This is a genomic window from Nocardia sp. NPDC005366, from assembly GCF_040606855.1.
Taxonomy (GTDB): Bacteria; Actinomycetota; Actinomycetes; order Mycobacteriales; family Mycobacteriaceae; genus Nocardia.
In genome coordinates, this window is record NZ_JBEXFQ010000002.1 from 396,759 (window position 1) to 416,488 (window position 19,730).

Sequence of the window (19,730 nt, forward strand, 5' to 3'; positions counted from 1 at the left end):
GACCACGGAGCGGGGATATGACCCGCGCCGCCCTCTCTGGCAATGAATCCCTCGAGCCGGGATCGTCACAGTGGTGGGCCGAACGCGCCGCGGCCGAGAACCGACGAAGGCCGCGTGACGGCGGCTTGTCGACCTCGCGGATCATCACGGCCGCAGTGGAACTGCTGCGCGAGGAAGGTGTCGAAGCGCTGACCGTGCGCGGGGTCGCCGAGCGCCTGCACACCAGCAGCGCCTCGCTCTATCGTCATATCGCCAGCCGTGACGAACTGATCGCGCTGATCGCCGACCACGTCATGGGCGAGATCCGTCTCGTGCGCACCGACCGTGGCTGGCGCGCCGACGCCGAAGCGCTGATGCACGAGATGCGGCGCGTCATGCTCTCCCAGCCACTCCCCCCCTCGGTGGGCCGCAATACCGCCGGATACGGCCCCAACACCCTGCGCCTCGTCGATGCCGCGTTGGAGCTGTTCCTCGAAGCGGGCAACACCCCCGAACAGGCGGCCTTCACGACCACGACGATGATCCAATTCGTCGCGGGCGCCGCGGACATCCAGCGCAGCGCTGTCGGACGCGGCCCACACGGCGCCACTCGCTCCGACGGGTTCGCCCGGCTGCTCGATGGCCTGCCCGCCGACCGATATGCCGCCCTGCGCACCGCGGGCGCCGTCTATGTCGCCGCCCCTGCCGACGAGGTCTTCGCCCACGGAGTCGCGATATTCCTGGAGGGAGTCGCCGGTCGACTACGGGCTTCGGGCCTCGCCGACGAGCCTGAACGCGGCATCAGGCCGTCCACTTAGCGCACTCGCTGGCGCGTTCGCTCTCGATGACGCTCGGCCCTCGTCGAAGACGACGACACGAGCTGCTGCCTGAGATTCGACACGGCCGAGCGACTACCGGCCGTCGATACCGATCACGATGTTGCCGCGGGAACGGTGACCGAACATGTGCGCCACCGCGCGAGCGGCTTCCTCGAACGGATAGGTCCGCTCGATGATGGAAGCGACCTCACCGGAGGCGAGGAGGGCCGCGATGGCGGCGAGGTTCTCGCGGTCGGGCACGCAGGTGACGGTGCGGACGTCGGTGGAACCCCAGCGCATGGTCATGGCCCGTGCCACGCGGGGCAGCCCCCCGAGCAGGCCGCCGCCCGGCCCCACGCTGTTCGGGATGAAGATGCCCGCGGCCGTGAGCATTCGGGCGGTCGCCGCGGGCGGGTGGTTGAGTACGTTGTCCAGTATCACGTCGTAGCGGTCGTTTCCTCGGGTGTAGTCCTCGACGGTGTAGTCGATGACGTGATCCGCGCCGAGGGATCGAACGAAGTCCACGTTCCTGGTACTGCACACCCCGGTGACCTGCGCGCCGAGCCGCGCGGCGATCTGCACCGCGAACGTCCCGACACCGCCGGACGCGCCATTGATCAGCAGGCGGGTGCCCGGCCCGACCCGGCCCACGTCGCGCACGGCGGTCAGCGCGGTGATCCCCGACATCACCGCCGCGGCGGCCTCCTCGAACGACAGGCCAGGGGGCTTGGGGGCGAGCCGGTCGGCGGGGACCACCACGTATTCGGCGAATGTGCCGGACCGGCTCCGGGCGCGGTTCTCCCACACCGCGCCGAAGACCTCGTCGCCGGGCCGCAGATCGGTGACGTCGCGGCCGACGGCCGCCACCGTCCCGGCGACGTCGCTGCCCCGCACCGGCGTCGCGGGTCGGCGCAGTCCGGATCCGAGCCGCAGGATTGAGGGGGTCCCGCTCACCGTCAGCCAGTCCGGGGTGTTCACGCTGGTGGCCGCCATGCGTACCAGCACGTCGTCGTCACCGGGTACGGGCCGGTCGATCTCGGCCAGTTCGAGCACCTGCTCCGGTGGGCCGTAGGCGCGCTGGACGATGGCTCGCATCGTCGCGGTCGATGTGGTCACGGGGTTCCTCTTCGATCGGTGATGAATGGTCAGGGCGGCTGCGCCGCGAGATGACCCACTCGGCGACAGCGAGGTTGAGGGTCCATGCGGCCGCGTGCAGCAGGGCACGGGCGAGTACTGCGGGCTCCCCCGCGACGGCCGCCCAGAATCCGAGGAACACCGCCTGTGTTCCGGCGCCGAGACCGATCGCGTAGGCGCGGGTCAGCCAGGCGCCGTGCCGCGCGAAGTCGCGGCGGCGCAACGCGTTCGCGCCGAGTACGAGCGCGACCACCATGGCCGAACCGAATACGGCTCTGAACACGCCGAGTAGGACGCCGTCGTGCGCCGGGTGCGGGAAGAACGCGGTCATCCATAGGCCCGACAACGCGGCGGCGAGCCCGAGCGGGACCAGGACGCGGCCCGCGCGGCGATGCCAGTGGCGGCGACGTAGCGTCGGCGCGAACTGTAGGGCGCCGACCACGGTGAAGAGGCCGGCCGCGATCACGTGCACCACGATCGGCACCGGCGCGGCGGCGAAGCGGGCATCGTCGGTGGTCACGTCGGCCACGCCGGACAGATCGGCCAGGCGCAACGCGGCGGCCAGCGCGGGCACGGCGCTGAGCAGGATCAACCCGGCGGGCACCAGCCGGTCGGCGCGAGTGGAGGCCATACCCGAAATCCTCGCCGCCGGGGCCGCCATCGCACATCGGACTCACGGCTCGATCCGGACCATCCGAAAGTTCGGTCTCGCCTCGTTCTTTCGGCCGATCAGCGCCCGAGACGCCGGGTCTCGTAAGCCCAGATGGCGATCTCGACGCGGTTGCGGGCGCCGACCTTGGCCATGAGGCTCGCGATGTGGGTCTTCACCGTGCTGAGGCTGATGTGGAGTTCGGCGGAGATCTCGTTGTTGGTGCGTCCGCGCGCGACCGCGGCCAGAATCTGCTCCTCGCGCGCGGTGAGCGGGCTGAGCGGTTGCGCCGGAACGGATTCCGGCCCGGAACCGGCGAACGCGGCGAGCAGCCGAGCGGTGATGTTGGGTGCGATGAGCGCGTCACCGTTGGCGGCGGCGTGCACCGCCTGCACCAGCAGATCCGGTCCGGCTTCCTTCAGCAGGAACCCGCGCGCCCCGGCCCGCAACGCGGCGTAGACGTACTCGTCGAGGTCGAAGGTGGTGATCACGACCACGGCCAGCGGATTCGCGACGCCGGGCCCGGCGAGCTGCCTGGTCGCCTCGATACCATCGGTGCCGGGCATACGGATGTCGAACAGGCACACGTCCGGGCGCAGGTCGAGTGCCAGCGTGACGGCACGAGCCCCGTCCGCCGCCGCACCGACCACCTCGATGCCCGGCTGGGCGTCCAGAATCATCACCAGCCCGGTGCGGACTATTTCCTGGTCGTCGGCCACGATCACGCGCAGCGTCTCACCGGTCACGACCCCGCCTCACGCGGCAGCATCGCCGTCACCATCCAGCCTCGACCGGGAGACGGCCCCGCCGCGCAGGTGCCGCCGAGCAGCGCGGCCCGCTCGATCATGCCGGAGATCCCGAACCCCGCCATCGGGATCGTGCGGCCGGGGCGGCTGTCCCCGTCGTCGCACACCAGCAGCCGCACCGTCGTGTCCTCGGCCGCGACCCGTACCCGCACACGAGTGGCGTTCTCGGCGTGGCGCAGCGCGTTGGTCACCGACTCCTGCGCGAGCCGGAAGATCGCGGCGCCGACCGCGGGCGACAGATAGTCCACCGGACCGCGGCATTCGACCTCGACCGACGGGCCGTCACCCGGTCCACGGGTGAGTCGTTCCAAATCGGCGATCCCCGGATTCGGGTGCAGATCGATGACGTCCGGAGGGCGGTCCATGCGGAGAGCGCGCACGATGGTGCGCATCTCGGTGAGCGTGCGCGCGGCCTCGGTCTCGATCACACGCAGCGCGTCGGTGGCCGCCTCCGGCCGCGCCGCCGCTGTCGCGAGACCGGCCTGCGCGCGGATCGCGATCGCCGACACGTGATGCGCGACGGTGTCGTGCAGCTCGCGGGCCAGCCGTTCGCGTTCCATCAGCTTCACCTGGTCCAGCTCACGCGCCTTGGCCCGTGCCCGGTACCGCAACGCCAGACCCAGTGCGATGGCCGAGGACAGCACGGTGAGCCCGCCCAGGGCATCGGCGGCCCGCAGACCGGCGGTGACTATCCCGACTCCGGCCCCGGCGAGGACGACCACCGAGCCGATGACGATGTCGCGGCCGGACGCCCAGCGGAACAACGCGTACGGCAGCAGCAGCATCGCGGCCATCGTGTCGATACCCGACTGCTCGCCGCCCAGCAGCACCGTCGTCACGGCCGAGGCCAGGAAGGCGACGGTGACCGTCGGCAGCGGCTTCGTCCTGCGCCACGGCAACGTCACCAGGATCGCCACCGTGACCAGCACCCACACCGCCCGGTGCGGCACCTCGGGTTTCAGCGCACCCTGCACCAGCGTGAGAGCCACCAGCACGCCGACCAACACCCGGTCCCGCCACATCGGTCGCGGCGGATCCGGTTCGGCGGGCTCGCTCCAGATCGAGCGCACGAAGTGACGCACCAGATGATCGTACGAGCGCGGCCCGGTTCCTCACATCCACCCGTTCGTGGCCGACACTTCCGGCAGCCCCCATATCGGCGCGCGACCATAGGAAACAGGTGGGCTCGTATTCCGACACCCGGTCGAAATGCCGCCGAAGTGGTTGCGAGACAAGAGTATCGGAGCAGGGCAGATCGCACGGTCGGCTCGGAGGTGGTTTCGATCCGAACGCAGTAGGGTTGCGGCCATGAGCGGGGATACCGAGGACAGGGCCGCTACGGTGGCCAAACGTGTGCCCGAGGGCGCAGATCCCAACCGGCCGAACGCGGCGCGCGTCTACAACTACATGCTGGGCGGCAAGGACAACTACGAGGTCGACCAGCTATTCGCCCACCGGATGCTCGCGGTCGCACCGGATACCAGGACCACCGCCTGGTTCAGCCGCCGTTTCCTGTTGCGTGCGGTGGAAATGGCCGCACGTGCGGGCGTGCGTCAATTCATCGACATAGGTGCAGGCATCCCGATCTCGCCCAATGTGCACGAGGTGGCCCAGGAGATCGAACCGACGGCGCGGGTGGTCGCGGTCGACTACGACCCGGTCGTCCACGTGCACGCCAATGCGCTGCTGGCCAGTTCGCCGGGTGTCACATCGATGTTGGGCGATATCCGCCAACCGGACATCATCATCGAGCGGCTGCGTTCCGAACAGCTCATCGATTTCGATCAACCGGTCGCGATTCTGATCGTCGGTGTCCTGCACTACGTGATGGACGACGAGGATCCGGCCGGAATCGTCGCGCGCTTGCGCGACGAGCTGGCGCCCGGCAGTTATCTGGCTTTCACCCACGGCAGCGTCGATACGCACGAGGATTTCATCGCCCAATCCTCCGACACCACCGCGGGCAGTTCCTCGCAGCCGCGCTACCGCACCGGAGATGAGGTGTCGAGACTCCTGGATGGTTTCGACCTGCTCGAACCGGGTGTTGTCCCCGTGCAGGATTGGCTCGACGACGATCTACCCAGCACCAATCTGGTCCTGCTCGGCGGTATCGGCCGCAAACGCTGATCCGCGGTGGCGCGTCAGTTCACCTCGGCCAGGGCAGCGGCGCGGGCAACCATGGCATCGGCGATCGCACGCGGACGCCGACCGAGGCCGCACGCACTGGCGATGCCGTCGAGTCGCCTGTCCAGTGCCTCCTCGATCACGCGCAATGTCGTGGATTGTTCCTCCAGAGAAGGACTTTCGTGCACGAATCCCGCGATGAACCGGGTGCCTGGCGCCAGGTCGAGATCGGACAGCGGCGCGTAGAACCGCCGATCGGCGGACGGCGGAACATCCCCGGCCGCGAGCGGTCCGTGGAGGTATTCGAGCGGCCGGTCCGACGGCCAGTGGCGTGCAATCGAATTGGCGAGATCGACCAGCGGCCGTGCGTCCCGCATGGTGGCGCGGGACCGGTTGTTCATACTGCCGACGCACAGGTGCACACCGAAGCGGGTGCCCGCGGGAGCGGCTGCGGCCGATGCGGCGATTCCTTTTCCGATGCCGAGAATCGAGTCCAATCCTCGATGCAGCGGTGCGGATTTCGCGGTCAACACCATCTCGGCGGTGGCCTCCAACTGCACGATCACCTCCTCGCCCGCCAACTCACGAATCGCCGCGATATCGCGGACCGTCGCATCCCGAAAGGCATCACGGTGCGAGCGGATACCGTCGATGCCCATCGCGATGAAGGCCAGCGTGAAATCGGTCGGCATGCCGATCTGCAATGGCAGGCCGGGTAGATCGCGCTCGGCGCGCAGCCGACGGTAGATCGGCAGCGCCTCCACCGCCTCGCCGTGATATCCGAGTTCCATGGAATCACCGGTCAATTCGGTGCCGCGCGGCACGCGATACACGGTGCGCTCCCGGCTCGAATTCCACGATCCGGCCCGCTTGACCTCCAGCACCCCCTGCGCTGCCAACCCTTCGATGATCGGCTGGATGTAGTACTCGTAGCGGCTCGTCTCCCCGGTCGGGAGAGTCAGCAGGCGCGAACCGGCGCCGTCCAGCATCGCCAGCATCGCCTCCTCCGCAGTCTCCGCCGGATAACTGCCAACGAGGTGCACCGCCCGTGTGCCCATGTCGTGCATCGTCAACCGCAACCTTCCAGAAACATCCTCATCGCCCGGCACAGGTCGACGGCGATTCGCCGTACCGACCGGCCCCGCCGTGGAGCATCGCACAATCCTTTACCGCGCGATAGCTGTGAAACCAACCGGGTTCTATAGAGATTCGCCGAGGTGTCGCTATCTTGCGTAGCGCGGGCACGGCGCTATAACCTGCCTCACCGATAGTCACAGGTCGGCGCTCATCGTCGCCACCCAAGGGAGCTCCTCGCGTGCGAACCTCGGTCCGAACCCTGGCCGCGTCCGCTGCGGCAATGCTGCTGTGCCTCATGTGCCCGGGTACCGTCGACGCCGAACCAACAGCGCCGCCGGATCAGTGCCGCGAGCTGAGTTTCGCGGCGCCCCAGGGCATCCTGGCCGCCAGCCTATGCCTGCCGGATCGGCCCACCGACACCGTGATGGTTTTCATGGCGGGCTCCAACTACAACCACACCTACTGGGACTTCCCCTATGCCCCGGAAACCTACAACTTCCGCCGGGCCATGAACGCGGCGGGCTACGCGACCCTGGTGGCCGATCGACTCGGCAACGGCGCGAGCAGCAAACCGCCCAGCGTGTCGCTGACCGCCACGGCCACCGCCGAGGCCCTGCACGGCATCGTGCAGGCACTGCGCCACGGCGTCACCGGCGTCGCGCCCTTCGCCACAGTGGTCACCGCCGGTCACTCGCTGAGTTCGGGCACCTCGGTCATGGAGGCCACCGCTTACCACGACGTCGACGGCGTCCTGCTCACCGGATACTCGCACGCGCTGGACATCCCCGAGGTGCTGGGGGTGATCAGCACCTACCATCCGGCCGCCGACGATCCCGTCTTCGCTTCGCGCGGACTCGATTCCGGCTATCTGGTGACCCGCCCCGGCACCCGCGAGCGCGACTTCTACGGCGACGGAAATGTGGATCCACAGGTGCTGGCCCTCGACGAGTCGACCAAGGAGACCTTCTCGCTCACCGAATATCCCGACGGGCTCACCTCCACCCTGCCCGGGATGTCCTCGCTGATCAACGCACCGGTCCTGTTGGTCAACGGCAGCCTGGACCGATTGTCCTGCGGGCCCGGGTACACGATCTGCCGCGACAGCGCGACACTGCTCGACGCCGAGGCCCAATACTTCACTCCCGCCGCACAATTGCGCACCTTCGTCCTTCCGCGCAGCGGCCACTCGGTCAATCTCGCGCGCAATACCGTCGCCTATCAGGACGCCGTCGTCGACTGGATGCGGACCGTCGTCGGACGGTGATACCCGGTCAGCCGGTGCTCATCAGCGCAGAATTGACCGGCGCCGATGATCTTTCGTGGCCGAGGCGGACTTCTCCGGCGGCGAATGCGGTTTGGATATCGAGTAACACCGTGTCGTCGATACGGTGTTCGTCATGCAGCCCTATCACGGTGGCGCGTTCGCGGGCCAGCAAGGCCAGTCGTATTGCGGTGTACTGCTGTTCGTGCCGTATGGCCGGTTCGTCGGCCTGAAGATTGTCGGCGCCGAGGGCTCGAAGGTGTTCGGTGTACTCGTTTCGCAGCCGCTCGGCGACTTCCGGGTCCATGCGTACCGCGATGAGCACGACAGCCACGACCACGACCAGCAGTAGAGCTGTGGCGAGGGTCAGGCTCGTCAGATTGTTGATGAGGCTTTCCTCGCGCGGCAGCGTGATGTTGCGGCTCGGCAGTATCCGCCCAAGCACCCCCACCACGGTCGCGTCACTCCGACACCTCCGCTGGGAGGTCCTGGATTACCTGACTCAGCAGACCCTCCCACCGCGACGACAAACACGGTTTGCTGGGTATTACCCCGGTGAGGCGATCGGCCGATGACAAGTCGACGCCCTCTCTCCCTGCCATTCACCCAGACGGAAAGGCGGATCCACCCGATGTGAGCAACGTGGATGTACGGCCCCGGCGACGTCCGCGTCGAGGACATCGCCGACCCGAAAATCGAACAACCGACCGACGCTGTCGTGCGAATCGTGCGCTCCTGCGTCTGCGGCAGCGACCTGCACCCCTATCGATCGATGGCCCCCTCCGAACACGGCACCGAGATGGGGCACGAATTCCTCGGCATCATCGAGGACGCGGGCGCGCAGGTACACAGCGTGCACAGCCTCCCGAGATTTCGACCTCACCGCCGCCGACATGGCCGACATCGCCGCCCTCGACACCGGCGAGACCCAGTTCTTCGACCACCACGACCCCCCGGTGGGTCCGCAGCCTCGGCATCCGCCGCATCGACTGAGGACACCGCACCGAGACTCGGACCCACCCTGCTCAACCTCGATTTCCTCAGCTTCCGATGCCTCGATGGCCGTCAGGTGAGTCCGATGAACACCGATGAGTTTCGAGCGTGTAGGAGGTCTACCAGGTCATGAGGAAACTGATCTACGGATTCGGCGTGTCCCTCGACGGCTACGTCAACGACCGCGACGGCAGCATCGACTGGACTACCCCGGACGAGGAGCTGCACCAGTTCCACAACGACCGCTACCGCAAGATCGAGATCTCGCTGCACGGCCGCCGGCTGTACGAGCTGATGGCCGAGTACTGGCCGCACGTGCCCGAGAACGCGTCGCGCATCGAGCGCGAGTTCGGCGAGCTCTGGACGAACAAGCCCAAGGTCGTCTTCTCCCGGACACTCACCGAAGTCCAGTGGAACAGCACCCTGGTCAGTGCGAACGCGGTCGAGGAGGTCCGCAGGCTCAAGGCCGGAGGCGATGGCGTCATGGAGGTCGGTGGCGCGAACCTCGCGGCCTCGCTGATGCCACACGGGCTCATCGACGAGTACCAGCTGTTCCTCTCGCCCATAGTGCTCGGCGGCGGCACACCGCTCTTCCCATCACTGGACAAGCGCATCGGGCTCCGATTGGCCGAGACCAGGCACTTCAACACCGTGGTGATGCTGCGCTACCTCGCCGACTGAGGTCCGCTCAACCGCGGCACCCTCGTTCGAGCGCGACCGTCACCGCAGCGGCGCGATCGTCGACGCCGAGTGTGGTGAACGCGTGCGCCAGGTGCGTCGTGACAAGCGAATCAAGCTGTCCGACTGAACTATCGACGCCGAATTCGCCGACGCCCGTATACCATCGTCGTCCACTGTGCCGAACGCCGAGGACTGCGGGCGTCGTGATGTTTCGCCACGAAGCCGTGATCACCGTGCTGATCGAAGGTAGAGGCAAGGAGGCGTTCGCGGATGACGCCGAGTACCATCTGTTTCGCTCTATGGTTCCGAATAAGACTCCGCTTCGACGACTTCCGAACCGCCCTGGCGTGCGAGCAAACGCATTTCCATGCGATCTTCACGCGGAAGCCACCCGGGCACTCAGATGTTTACTGTACGGTAGCCATGGCTAATCCGTGGCCGGGACCTCCCTGTTTCACGCTATCGACACTGCTCGACCTCTCACTGATGCACCCCTGACCGATTACTCGGTCCGGACCGCATCGGCCGCAAGTCAGAACGTTCGTCGAAAGGACTGAGGGACAGTGCACTACCTATTTTCGAGCTCGGCCATGGTGTCGTCGGCCGGCGGTGGCCGGTGACAGCCGAGATGGAAATCCTCGAACTGACAGACGACTTCTACCAGGATCCGCATGCGACCTATCGGGCGCTGCGCGAGCGCGGTCCCCTCCATCGCATTCGATTGGACGGTGTGGTCGGCTGGTTGGTCGTCGATCACGACGTGGCCAAGCAAGCCTTCGCGGAGCCGACCATCAGCAAGCGCATCGGGTCGCCCGAGGGACAGGCCGTGCTGGCCAAAAACGGTGCGGCCGAGATGTTCGACACCGCCATCAACGACAACATGCTGTTCGCCGATCCGCCACAGCACACGCGTCTGCGCCGCCTCGTGGCAAAGGCGTTCGGGGGCCCTGCCATCCGCGATCTGCAACCGAGAATCACCTCGATCGCCGACACCCTGCTCGACGACATCAGCACACGAACGACTGTCGACCTCATCGACAGCTACGCGTTCCGGCTGCCGATCGCGGTGATCTGCGAACTGCTCGGGGTGCCCGACGACGACAAGGCAGACTTCCGTTCGTGGACCGCCGTCGTCGTCAGCGACACGGCCACGAACGAGGAACGCGCCGCCGCCGGGGTGAAATACTTCACCTACCTGACGGCGTTGATCGCCGAACGCACCGACGACCCCCGTGACGACCTGCTCTCCCAACTGATCATCGCGAAAGACCACGAGGACCGGCTGGACCAGCAGGAGCTCATCGCCATGCTGCTCCTGCTGCTGATAGCGGGGCATGAGACCACCGTCAATCTGATCGGCAACTCGGTACTCGAGCTACTCCGCGAGCCCGCGATCGCCGAGCGGTTGCGCGCGGACCCCGAAGCGATACCCGCCTACGTCGAGGAGATCCTGCGCTGCCAGGGGTCGCTGCACTTGGCCACGGCTCGCTACACCACCGCCCCGATCACGCTGGGCGATCAGGACATCGACGCGGACGAATTCATCCTCATCTCGCTCGCCGCCGCCAACCGCGACCCCGCCCGGTTCGCCGAGCCGGACCGCATCGACCTCGAACGACCCGAGAGCCGGCACATCGCCTTCGGACACGGCATCCACCACTGTCTCGGTGCCGCCCTGGCACGCATGGAGGCCACGACCGCGATCTCGCGGCTACTGGCCACTTTCCCGGATATGTCGCTCGACGGAGCATTCGGTGATCTGACGTGGCGAAAGAGCCTATTGATTCACGGCTTGACCAGTCTGCCGGTCCGACTGGCCGCACGCACAGATTCTCGGACCGGGCCCATCACCGACACGGACCGCGTCTCCGTCATGGCCTGACCCGGCCGTCGACACCACGAGTGCCAGCTTGGCCGCCTGAGCGAAAAGCCTAGACATCGCGTCATCTCGCCAGGCGTTGCTGGCTCGGCGGCGCCGGTTGGCCGCGCGGTTGGGCGATGTCGAGCAGGTGCTGATCGGATCGCTGATGGAGCAGGCTCGGCGCTGCGGCAAACCGGGGTGCGGCTGCGCGGAGGGCGACCCGCATGGCCCGTATGTCTACTTCACCCCGAAACCCGCTGGTCGGGGTCGTTCGAAATACGTGCCGTCGAGCCTGGTCTCGGCGGTGCGGACGCGCCTGACCCGTGGAGAGGAGGTCGCCGAAGTGTTGTCGGGCATCTCGGCGATCAACACCGCACTGTTGACCCGGCGAGAGCTGGGATAGCCGTGACCGCGCTCGCGCCGGGTGTGGTGTTGGTTGGGGCCGCACGCACCGAAGTTGTTGCGGTGCTGGCCAATATGGCGATCTCGGCGCTGGAGAGCTGCAGTGATGAACGTCGAAACGAAGATCACCGGGGCGCATCGGGAGCGGCTGGCGGTGATCTATCCGCGTCAGTCGTCGATGGCTCAGGTGCGCGAGCACACCGAGTCCACGACACGCCAGTACGGTCTGGTGGAGGAGGCGGTGTGGCTGGGCTGGGCGCGCGGCGATGTCGTGGTGATCGACACCGACCTGGGGGTCTCGGGCCGGTTCGGTGTGGTCCGGGCAGGTTCACCGAACTCGTGAGCGGGGTCTGCTCCGGGGAGGTGGGGGCGATCTTCGGGATCGAGATCTCGCGGCTGGCGCGCTCCAACGCGGAGGTTGCGCGGTTGATGGAGTTCGCGGCGATCACCGAGACGCTGCTGATCGATGCCGACGGCATCTACGATCCCGGCGATGTCAACGACCGGATGCTAGTACTCCGCCTGGATCACCAGCCACCCGCAGGAAAACAGCAGTTCATCCCCGTTCCTATGTTCGATGTGCCCCGCCGAGGGCACGAACCTGCGACAAACTACCTTCGGGACTCGCTTGTGCTCCGGGAAAGCCGGCTGTCGGCGACGAGGGATCGGTCGGGGCGGGCGTCGGCAGTTTGACGACCTGCAGGCTGACGTGGGGAACTCGGCCGTCGGACATCGCGTATTTGCCTGAGCCCCGAGTCATGTCGGACAGTGCAGCGACAATGAGGGGGTGATGGACTGGAAGTCTTTTTCGGAGGCCCTCGCACCTCCGCCCGTTCCGCGCAGGTTGACCGTCTCGGTACGGACCGTTCGGGCGGCGATCGAGTCGGTACTCATGGGGTTCACCCGCGTAGAGCTGGAGGTGGTGCTGGCGGATGAGCTGAAGTTGTCCTGGACACAGGATGATTCACCATCGGACCTCTCCTACTCCAAGCGCGACCTGATCCAGGCTTACACCGATGAGTGGGCGCTTCCCCAACTGATCGGCCTGGCCCGCAGGATTGCGGCGGACGGCTATGCGGGCACCGAGGTGCTGCCTGCACTGCTGGCCGAATACGACAGAGGTGGTGGAGTAGGGTCGCCAGTCGAGAACCTCATCTTCGCGGCGAATGGCCCCAAGCCGGAGCTCGTACTTCGCGATGCGGTCAATAACGACATTCAGATCATCAAGAACGCGGAACACTGCCTCGTTTACGACCAGTCCCTTCCTGCGGAAGGGTTGACCTTCCGGCATCTGATCGAATGGTGGAGAGCCCGTGAAGGTCTCGGAGATCAAGATGACCGGGCGGTGGGACTGTCGCTGCACCGCCGACTGAGTGCAAGCCTCGCCGAAAACGACGCAGAGCGACTGATCTTCACCACCTACGGTGAGCGGTATGCGAAGTTCGGTTCGGCATTCCAGCATTGATCCCGCAGGTCTACCTCCACTACGACCCCTACACGCTCCGCCAAAGAGGTACCAGGACCGGGCCTCTGGCGAGGCAACGGATGGACTTCCTGTTGTTGTTCAGCGATCGCCAGCGTGTTGTGATCGAGCTCGACGGCCGCCAGCATTATGCAGATGACCGCGGCATAGCTGACCCATCGCGCTACGCCACGATGATGATCGAAGATCGTCGACTGAGACTTGCGGGCTACGAAGTCTACCGATTCGGCGGGCAAGAACTGGTTCGAAGTGATGCAAAGGCCACGGTGGCCGCCTTCTTCGACGCACTCCAGGAACGCATGAGATGAGCAGACGTCGACGCCGACCTGCGTGATGTCGGAGCGAAGGACTGCGGCAGCCTCGTCGAGCGCTCGACGGATGATGTCGATCGACGCGTCGGGATCGGAGCTGCCCAGGATCCGAACGTCATCGTGCCGAGGCACAGCGGGCTGACCAAGTGGTGTACGACCGCGTCAGCCCCACCACCGGCCAAACAGAATTCAGAAGCAAAACGGGGGGTAAACGGGGGGCAAGACGCGAAAAACAGGTCAGGCCCGGTCTGAGACCGGGCCTGACCTGCAATTTCTGTGGAGCTAAGGGGACTCGAACCCCGTCCCCTACTCTACAGAAATGCCAGGTCAGCGGACTCGCGCGTAGTCATCCTCGCTGGTCACATGCTCTTTCAGGACCGTTCGCGTCGATTCGTGACTCAAACTAGCGTCGATGTGGTGACGGCGTCAACATCGCAGGTCACCACCCCACCCTTTCTCAGGGTGGTGACGGCGTCACCACCACTCAGGAGGACGATCCGACGTAATCCGGTTGACGGACCGGCCAGGCGCGGAGCAGTCGAAGAAGATTGCTGTCCATGAGATTCTCCTACTGTCGATATTGTGTCAGCTGTCCTGTCCGGTGCTTCAGACGATGTCGGCGACGGCCCGCCCCTGCGGGGCGGTCGAGCCGACAGAACTGTTCGGCGCGAAGACGAGTTCGGTCCGATCGCGGTGGAAGCGGCGGATCTCAGGACGTCCAGGAGCAGGTCGTCGGTGGGGTCGACCACCAATTCGACGTTGTCGCCGCCCAGGATCCGGAGCGGCTCCAGCGCGGCGTCGACGATTCCGCGCAGGGCTACCGCTTCGTCGGAAACCGAGGGCTGTATGCGATCGACGACCAGTTTGCTTAGACCGTGTCTCACGTCGCGGATTTAGTCTTGGCGAGTTTCTTGTAGCCGGTAAGGGCCGCGGCGAGAGTCAGGAAGCCGAGGAAGTGGGTGGCCTTGCGGTCGTAGCGGATGTTGAGTCGGTGATAGCCCGTCAGCCAGGAGATCGTCCGTTCGATTACCCAACGTTGTCGGCCGAGGCGGTCGCTGGATTCGATGCCTTTGCGGGCGATGCGGACGACGATGCCGCGGTCGCGGACCCACCTACGCAGTTCGGTGTGGTCGTATGCCTTGTCGGCGTGCAACTTCGCCGGTCGACGCCGACGTGGACCACGTCGCGACCGCACCGCCGGGATCGCGCGGACCAGTGGGCGCAGCGCTTCGGCGTCGTTGGTGTTGGCTGCCGAAATCGCTACGGCCAGAGGGATTCCGGCTCGATCGGACAACACATGCAGTTTCGAGCCGGATTTGCCGCGATCGACCGGGCTCGGACCGGTCATAGCACCCCCTTTTTGGCTCGTATCGAGGCCGCGTCCACCACCGCCCGCGACCAGTCGATCAAGCCCTTGCTACCCAGCTCGTCGAGTACCGCCCGATGTAGTCGCCGCCACAGACCTGCTTCGGTCCACGCGGTGAACCGGCGGTGCGCCGTGGGAACGGTGACCCCGAACGAGGGCGGCAGCATCCGCCACGCGCAACCGCTGGTCAGCACGAACACGACCGCGGTGAACACCGCACGTTCATCGACCGGCGCGGTCCCGCCACCTTGGGCACGGGCTTCGAACTTCGGCAACAACGGCTCGGCCAGCGCCCACAACCCGTCGGGCACCAGACGCTGCGACAGAACATCGACCACGACCAGACATCATGCAACACAAACAGTTACGACACACGATGAACGATCCAACGCGACATGAGACACGGTCTTATAGCGCCGCGTTTCTCGATAACGAACCATGCCACGACGGTGTCGGTCCGCTCCCCGATCGCCGCATAGCGGGTGCTCGGTGAATTCCGGTGTCGGTGTCGGCCCAGGTCGACGCGGGCCAGGTACTGGCCGTGGTCCAGGACGGGCAGGTCGGCGAATGAGCGACACGGTGCGGTACGAGATCCGCGACGGCGTCGCCTGGCTGACCATCGATCGCCCCGAGCATTCGCCCATCGCCTCAACGGTATGGACGTCCCCGACGAGCAGGTTCGCGTGGAATTGGCCGCACGCGAGTCGACCGAGACCTCTGGACCTGGGGTCCCGAGGACGCCGTGAACCGGGTGTCCGGGCCCGCGGAGGATTTCGTCCTCGTCGTCACCCAGAGGCGCCATCTCGACGACACCGCGCTCCTCGTCGAGGGTGCGGTCGCCGCGTCCTGGTTGCGGGTGGCACAGGCCTTCGGCGGCGCGCCGGGACCCGGCCGCTCCAGCACCTCCGGCGCATCCCGAAAGGAAACCCGATGAACGAGACGGCCGCGCCGCCCGGTGCGTATCGGCAACGCGTCGGCCTTCTACGGCGACCGGATCGCCTCCTTCCGTGATCTGGTGGAAGGAGGGCCGATCGATGTGGTGACCGGTGACTACCTCGCCGAGTTGACCATGCTCATCCTGTGAAAGGCCAGGCAGAAGGATCCCGAATCTGGTTATGCGCGAATGTTCCTGACCCAGTTCGCGCAGTCGGCCCGGCTCTGCGCCGAACGCGGCATCAAGGTCGTGGTGAACGCCGGTGGCCTGAATCCGGCGGGGTTGGCCGACCGGGTGCGCGCGCTCCTGCGCGCCGACGGCATCGAGATGACCGTCGCGCATATCGAAGGTGACGACATCGCGCCCCGGCTACCACGACTACGGGCCGCGGGCCATCGATTCCTGCACTTGGACACAGGGCAGACACTCGAACAGTCCGGAGCCGAGCCGGTATCGGCCAACGCCTACCTGGGCGGCTGGGGAATCGCCGCCGCGCTGGCCCGTGGCGCCGATGTGGTCATCGCGCCGCGCGTGACCGATGCCGCACTGGTTCTCGGAGTCGGTGCCTGGTAGCACGGCTGGCAGCGTACGGATTTCGACGCACTCGCGGGCGCGGTGGCGGCCGGGCACATCATCGAATGCGGTCCGCAGGCCACCGGCGGCAACTATTCACAGATCCACGAGATCGCCGACCGGCGGTATCCGGGTTCACCGATCGCCGAACTCGCCCATGACGGCAGCTTCGTGATCACCAAACACGAGGACACCGGCGGATTGATCTCCCCGGGAACCGTCATCGCGCAGTTGCTGTACGAGGTCGACTCCCCCGCCTACAAGAACCCCGACGTCGTCGCCCACTTCGACACCTCGAACTGACCAGGCAGGGGCCCGACCGCGTCCTGGTGCGGGGCGGGCGACCGGTTCGCCGCCACCTCCGACGCTCAAGGTCGCGATGAACTACATCGGCGGCTACCGCAACACCATGACCTTGGTGCTCACCGGCCTCGATATCGAGGACAAGGCACGCTGGGCAACCGATCAGCTGTTCGAGATCCTCGGTGGCCGAGCATCTTTCGAGGAGGTCGATGTCCAACTACTCCGCTACGACACCGTCGCGCCCACCCGGATCGGTGAGGCGACAGCGCATCTGCGGATCACCGTCAAGGACCACCGCCGGGCCAAGGTCGACCGCGCGTTCTCCAATGCCGTGCTGGAACTCTACGTCGGCGGATTCGCGGGCTTCCACACCACGACCCCGCCGTCCTCGGCCTCCGAATTCGGCGTGTATTGGCCGACAACGATTCCGGCCGCGGAGATAGAACACGTCGTCGTGCACGCCGACGGCAGCCGGGAGTCGATCGCGCACGGCCCCGTGTTCCAAGAGCACCTCGCCGACCGCCCGGCCGACCACGAGAAGTTGCGCGAAGCAACAGATTTCGGCCCGACCACGCGAGGACCGCTCGGCGCGGTCGTCGCGGCGCGCTCAGGTGACAAAAGCGGCAACGCCAATGTGGGGGTATGGACGGACAGCGCCGAACGGTGGGACTGGCTGCGCACCCATCTCACCACCGAGAAATTCCTGGAACTGGTCACCGAAGCGCGGGGATTCACAGTCCATCGCTACGAGTTCCCGAACCTGCGCGCGCTGAATTTCGTCATCGTGGGCTTCCTCGGTGACGGCGTGGCCTCTTCGACACGGACCGATCCGCAAGCCAAGGGGCTGGGTGAGTATCTGCGCGCGGTCCACACCGATGTGCCGGAAGAACTCCTCGCACAGTCCCGTTGACCCTTCGGTGTGCCCGATCCGCTCGGATCGGGCACACCGACCGAACACGCTCAACCACCCGGCGGTCGATATTCCGCCGCGCGACCGACAGCGTCATCGATCTGTTCCGGTGTCAACAGCGGTACCGAATGTGAAGAGGCCGCACCGGAGGCTGCCGTTCGGATAGCAAGGGCCGCAGCGGATTCGGTGTCCTGGACGGTGCCGATGACGAACAGATCCCGCGCGCCCAACGCGAAATAGCAGGATTCGACGGTCCCGCCGACGCTTTCGACCATCCGCACGATCGCGTCGCGCCGGGCCTTGCCGCCCTCGACCAACAGGCCGCTCGCACCCGCCGACGAGTAGCTCACCTCCCCCAGAAACCGCTGCATATCACCCACCGAAGTCAGATGAAAACGCTTGCGCCCATCGTCGCCCGGCGAAGCCGCGATCGGCAAGGCACCACCCCGGAACGGCGATCACAGTTCACGCACAACCGGGTGCGAATCCGCCTTCACCGCGAGGGCGACCGAGCGATCAGCGCACACGATCGGCAACTGTTGTCTAGAGTCCGTCTGTGACAACCCCACCGGCTCTGCCGTCACACCGGCAAACCCATGAAGCCACTCAGCAATCCTCGCCCGTCGCCGCTGCCGGAGGTCCGCGCGTGCCCTTGTACACGCCCGGATTCATGGCCGATACGCACCGGATATACCGCGAGATGCGCGACCGCCACCCGACGCTGGCACCCGTCGAATTGGCACCGGGAGTTCCCGCCACCTTGGTGATCGGCTATCGCGAGGCGCTACGAATACTCGACGACGAAGCGCACTATCCCGCCGATCCACGGATGTGGGAGCAACACATCCCCGGCAGCTGTCCGGTGTTGCCGCTGCTGCAATGGCGGCCGATCCCGCTGCGCAATACGGGCGAAGCGCACGTCCGACTCCGGAGCGCGGTCACCGCCGCCCTCGGGCGCGTCGACATGCACACGCTGCGATCGGTGGTGGAACGCACCGCCATCCCGCTGATCAACACATTCTGCGAATCCGGATCCGCCGAACTGCTCACCCGGTACGCCTTCCCGCTGACTTTCCGTGTATTGAACGAACTGCTGGGATTTCCCTCCGAGCAGGGGCACAAGGCCCAGGCGGGGATGGCCGCCGTCCTGAACGCCGCCGATACCGAAACCGCGCAGCGCGGCAACGAGATATTCGAAGGCGTTCTGCTGGAGGTCGTGCGGCAGAAACGGGAAAATCCGGGCGAAGACCTCACCTCGTGGCTGATGGCCCATTCCGCGCACCTCGACGACGTCGAAATGGTGCACCAGACAGCGCTTCTGTACGCGGCGGGCACCGAGCCGACCTGTGGATTGATCCTGAACACGTTGCTGCTCATGCTGACCGACGACCGCTTCGGCGGCAATGTACTCGGCGGGGCGATCTCCACCCGCGACGCGATCGACGAAGTCCTGTTCACCGATCCCCCGTGGGCGAACTTCTGCGTCAGATATCCGCGCAATCCGCAGTTGCTCAGCGATGTGTGGTTGCCAGCCCATCAACCGGTCGTCATCAGTTCGGCCGCGTGCAACAACGACCCGGAGGTCGCCGGCGACCGCACCGGCAATCGCTCTCACCTCGCGTGGGGCGCGGGCACGCACAGTTGCCCCGCGCAACCGCTGGCGATGATCATCGCCCAGGAGGCGATCGACCAACTCCTCGACGCCCTGCCGGAGATCTCACTGGCGGTTCCGCCGGACAGGCTGACCTGGCGACCAGGACCGCTGCACCGAATGCTCGACGCACTCCCCGCCGTCTTTCCCGCATCGGTGCCACTGTCCACCGCTTAACCAGCGTCCAGGATTCCGCGTCGATGAATTGACCCTAATTGATTTGCACAGCAGTCAATTACGGAGAGAGGTCGGCACTCAGTCGCGTATCGGCGAACTCGTGCGATCAGTCCGACCCACCGCCGAAAAGCGTCCGCGATCAAGGATTACCGACGGTTAGACCGCGAGGTTCGCGCGAGCCTTCCACGAACGGTCCTCGAGCGCGGGTCGCGACATGTCGAATACAGGTTCGATCAC

General features: G+C 66.2%; 20 protein-coding genes and 3 pseudogenes. 14 read left to right on the forward strand and 9 right to left on the reverse strand.

The annotated features are described in order from the left end of the window. Positions 1-17 precede the first annotated feature (17 nt). Positions 18-797, forward strand: a complete 780-nt coding sequence (locus tag ABZS43_RS04130; protein ID WP_355034317.1) for a TetR/AcrR family transcriptional regulator — start codon at positions 18-20, stop codon at positions 795-797. Positions 798-890: 93 nt separating this feature from the next. On the opposite strand, the gene ABZS43_RS04135 is transcribed toward ABZS43_RS04130, so the two are convergent. The 4 genes from ABZS43_RS04135 to ABZS43_RS04150 all read right to left on the reverse strand — a co-directional run bounded on the left by ABZS43_RS04135 (position 891) and on the right by ABZS43_RS04150 (position 4,468). Beyond that, positions 891-1,913, reverse strand: coding sequence for an NAD(P)-dependent alcohol dehydrogenase (locus tag ABZS43_RS04135; protein WP_355034318.1), 1,023 nt, complete (start codon positions 1,911-1,913; stop codon positions 891-893). Further along, a complete protein-coding gene (locus ABZS43_RS04140; RefSeq protein ID WP_355034319.1) occupies positions 1,810-2,562 on the reverse strand; it encodes a DUF2306 domain-containing protein in 753 nt (250 codons plus the stop codon). Before ABZS43_RS04140 ends, ABZS43_RS04135 begins: the two co-directional genes overlap by 104 nt. Positions 2,563-2,660: 98 nt before the next feature. Further along, positions 2,661-3,326 (reverse strand): response regulator transcription factor, encoded by a 666-nt coding sequence (locus ABZS43_RS04145; protein WP_355034320.1) that lies wholly within the window; start codon positions 3,324-3,326, stop codon positions 2,661-2,663. Beyond that, a complete protein-coding gene (locus tag ABZS43_RS04150) occupies positions 3,323-4,468 on the reverse strand; it encodes a histidine kinase (RefSeq protein ID WP_355034321.1) in 1,146 nt (381 codons plus the stop codon). Before ABZS43_RS04150 ends, ABZS43_RS04145 begins: the two co-directional genes overlap by 4 nt. Positions 4,469-4,694: 226 nt before the next feature. Between ABZS43_RS04150 and ABZS43_RS04155 the strand changes: the two genes are divergently transcribed. After that, entirely contained in the window at positions 4,695-5,513 is an 819-nt protein-coding gene (locus ABZS43_RS04155; protein WP_355034322.1) for an SAM-dependent methyltransferase, read from the forward strand. A gap of 14 nt (positions 5,514-5,527) precedes the next feature. On the opposite strand, the gene ABZS43_RS04160 is transcribed toward ABZS43_RS04155, so the two are convergent. Continuing rightward, positions 5,528-6,568 carry a hypothetical protein gene (locus ABZS43_RS04160; protein ID WP_355034323.1) on the reverse strand — a complete coding sequence of 347 codons (1,041 nt, stop codon included), beginning with the start codon at positions 6,566-6,568 and terminating at the stop codon, positions 5,528-5,530. Positions 6,569-6,825: 257 nt separating this feature from the next. Between ABZS43_RS04160 and ABZS43_RS04165 the strand changes: the two genes are divergently transcribed. Beyond that, positions 6,826-7,851, forward strand: coding sequence for an alpha/beta fold hydrolase (locus ABZS43_RS04165; protein ID WP_355034324.1), 1,026 nt, complete (start codon positions 6,826-6,828; stop codon positions 7,849-7,851). Between the two features lie 7 nt (positions 7,852-7,858). Here ABZS43_RS04165 and ABZS43_RS04170 read toward each other — a convergent pair whose 3' ends face one another. After that, positions 7,859-8,299 carry a hypothetical protein gene (locus ABZS43_RS04170; RefSeq protein ID WP_355034325.1) on the reverse strand — a complete coding sequence of 147 codons (441 nt, stop codon included), beginning with the start codon at positions 8,297-8,299 and terminating at the stop codon, positions 7,859-7,861. Positions 8,300-8,494: 195 nt separating this feature from the next. Between ABZS43_RS04170 and ABZS43_RS04175 the strand changes: the two genes are divergently transcribed. Next, entirely contained in the window at positions 8,495-8,974 is a 480-nt protein-coding gene (locus ABZS43_RS04175; protein ID WP_355034326.1) for an alcohol dehydrogenase catalytic domain-containing protein, read from the forward strand. Beyond that, positions 8,971-9,522 (forward strand): dihydrofolate reductase family protein, encoded by a 552-nt coding sequence (locus ABZS43_RS04180; protein WP_355034327.1) that lies wholly within the window; start codon positions 8,971-8,973, stop codon positions 9,520-9,522. Before ABZS43_RS04175 ends, ABZS43_RS04180 begins: the two co-directional genes overlap by 4 nt. Positions 9,523-9,529: 7 nt before the next feature. Here ABZS43_RS04180 and ABZS43_RS04185 read toward each other — a convergent pair. Continuing rightward, a pseudogene (locus ABZS43_RS04185) lies at positions 9,530-9,634 on the reverse strand (DNA-binding response regulator); the annotation flags it as partial. A gap of 504 nt (positions 9,635-10,138) precedes the next feature. Between ABZS43_RS04185 and ABZS43_RS04190 the strand changes: the two are divergent. The 6 genes from ABZS43_RS04190 to ABZS43_RS04215 all read left to right on the forward strand — a co-directional run bounded on the left by ABZS43_RS04190 (position 10,139) and on the right by ABZS43_RS04215 (position 13,576). Then, complete coding sequence (locus ABZS43_RS04190) at positions 10,139-11,404, forward strand: cytochrome P450 (protein WP_355034328.1); 1,266 nt, start codon at positions 10,139-10,141, stop codon at positions 11,402-11,404. Between the two features lie 76 nt (positions 11,405-11,480). Continuing rightward, complete coding sequence (locus tag ABZS43_RS04195) at positions 11,481-11,786, forward strand: DUF6788 family protein (protein WP_355034329.1); 306 nt, start codon at positions 11,481-11,483, stop codon at positions 11,784-11,786. Between the two features lie 105 nt (positions 11,787-11,891). After that, on the forward strand, positions 11,892-12,128 hold the full coding sequence (locus tag ABZS43_RS04200; RefSeq protein WP_355034330.1) for a hypothetical protein: 237 nt from the start codon (positions 11,892-11,894) through the stop codon (positions 12,126-12,128). 20 nt (positions 12,129-12,148) lie between these two features. Then, complete coding sequence (locus ABZS43_RS04205) at positions 12,149-12,478, forward strand: hypothetical protein (RefSeq protein WP_355034331.1); 330 nt, start codon at positions 12,149-12,151, stop codon at positions 12,476-12,478. A 97-nt stretch (positions 12,479-12,575) separates the two neighbouring features. Further along, positions 12,576-13,250, forward strand: a complete 675-nt coding sequence (locus tag ABZS43_RS04210) for a hypothetical protein (protein WP_355034332.1) — start codon at positions 12,576-12,578, stop codon at positions 13,248-13,250. Then, a complete protein-coding gene (locus ABZS43_RS04215; RefSeq protein WP_355034333.1) occupies positions 13,247-13,576 on the forward strand; it encodes a DUF559 domain-containing protein in 330 nt (109 codons plus the stop codon). Before ABZS43_RS04210 ends, ABZS43_RS04215 begins: the two co-directional genes overlap by 4 nt. A gap of 883 nt (positions 13,577-14,459) precedes the next feature. Here ABZS43_RS04215 and ABZS43_RS04220 read toward each other — a convergent pair. Then, a protein-coding gene (locus tag ABZS43_RS04220; RefSeq protein ID WP_355034385.1) for an IS5 family transposase occupies positions 14,460-15,271 on the reverse strand; the annotation gives its coding sequence in 2 pieces (ribosomal slippage) (positions 14,460-14,924 and positions 14,927-15,271; 810 coding nt in all). Positions 15,272-15,574: 303 nt separating this feature from the next. On the opposite strand from ABZS43_RS04220, the pseudogene ABZS43_RS04225 reads away from it, so the two are divergent. Both ABZS43_RS04225 and ABZS43_RS04230 read left to right on the forward strand, forming a co-directional pair. Continuing rightward, a pseudogene (locus ABZS43_RS04225) lies at positions 15,575-15,879 on the forward strand (TIGR03084 family protein); the annotation flags it as partial. A gap of 21 nt (positions 15,880-15,900) precedes the next feature. Continuing rightward, a pseudogene (locus tag ABZS43_RS04230) lies at positions 15,901-17,665 on the forward strand (acyclic terpene utilization AtuA family protein). A gap of 50 nt (positions 17,666-17,715) precedes the next feature. Here the strand turns inward: ABZS43_RS04230 and ABZS43_RS04235 are convergent. Further along, entirely contained in the window at positions 17,716-18,036 is a 321-nt protein-coding gene (locus ABZS43_RS04235; RefSeq protein ID WP_355034334.1) for a GYD domain-containing protein, read from the reverse strand. A 275-nt stretch (positions 18,037-18,311) separates the two neighbouring features. Here ABZS43_RS04235 and ABZS43_RS04240 point away from each other — a divergent pair, with 275 nt between their 5' ends. After that, positions 18,312-19,493 (forward strand): cytochrome P450, encoded by a 1,182-nt coding sequence (locus ABZS43_RS04240; RefSeq protein ID WP_355034335.1) that lies wholly within the window; start codon positions 18,312-18,314, stop codon positions 19,491-19,493. Positions 19,494-19,730 lie beyond the last annotated feature (237 nt).

What these genes read in the sequence shown, in the direction of transcription:
- ABZS43_RS04130 (WP_355034317.1), top strand. Translation starts at nt 18, where the DNA reads ATGACCCGCGCCGCCCTCTCTGGCAATGAATCCCTCGAGCCGGGATCG.
- ABZS43_RS04140 (WP_355034319.1), bottom strand. Translation starts at nt 2,562, where the DNA reads ATGGCCTCCACTCGCGCCGACCGGCTGGTGCCCGCCGGGTTGATCCTG.
- ABZS43_RS04155 (WP_355034322.1), top strand. Translation starts at nt 4,695, where the DNA reads ATGAGCGGGGATACCGAGGACAGGGCCGCTACGGTGGCCAAACGTGTG.
- ABZS43_RS04160 (WP_355034323.1), bottom strand. Translation starts at nt 6,568, where the DNA reads ATGGGCACACGGGCGGTGCACCTCGTTGGCAGTTATCCGGCGGAGACT.
- ABZS43_RS04175 (WP_355034326.1), top strand. Translation starts at nt 8,495, where the DNA reads ATGTACGGCCCCGGCGACGTCCGCGTCGAGGACATCGCCGACCCGAAA.
- ABZS43_RS04180 (WP_355034327.1), top strand. Translation starts at nt 8,971, where the DNA reads ATGAGGAAACTGATCTACGGATTCGGCGTGTCCCTCGACGGCTACGTC.
- ABZS43_RS04200 (WP_355034330.1), top strand. Translation starts at nt 11,892, where the DNA reads ATGAACGTCGAAACGAAGATCACCGGGGCGCATCGGGAGCGGCTGGCG.
- ABZS43_RS04210 (WP_355034332.1), top strand. Translation starts at nt 12,576, where the DNA reads ATGGACTGGAAGTCTTTTTCGGAGGCCCTCGCACCTCCGCCCGTTCCG.
- ABZS43_RS04235 (WP_355034334.1), bottom strand. Translation starts at nt 18,036, where the DNA reads ATGCAGCGGTTTCTGGGGGAGGTGAGCTACTCGTCGGCGGGTGCGAGC.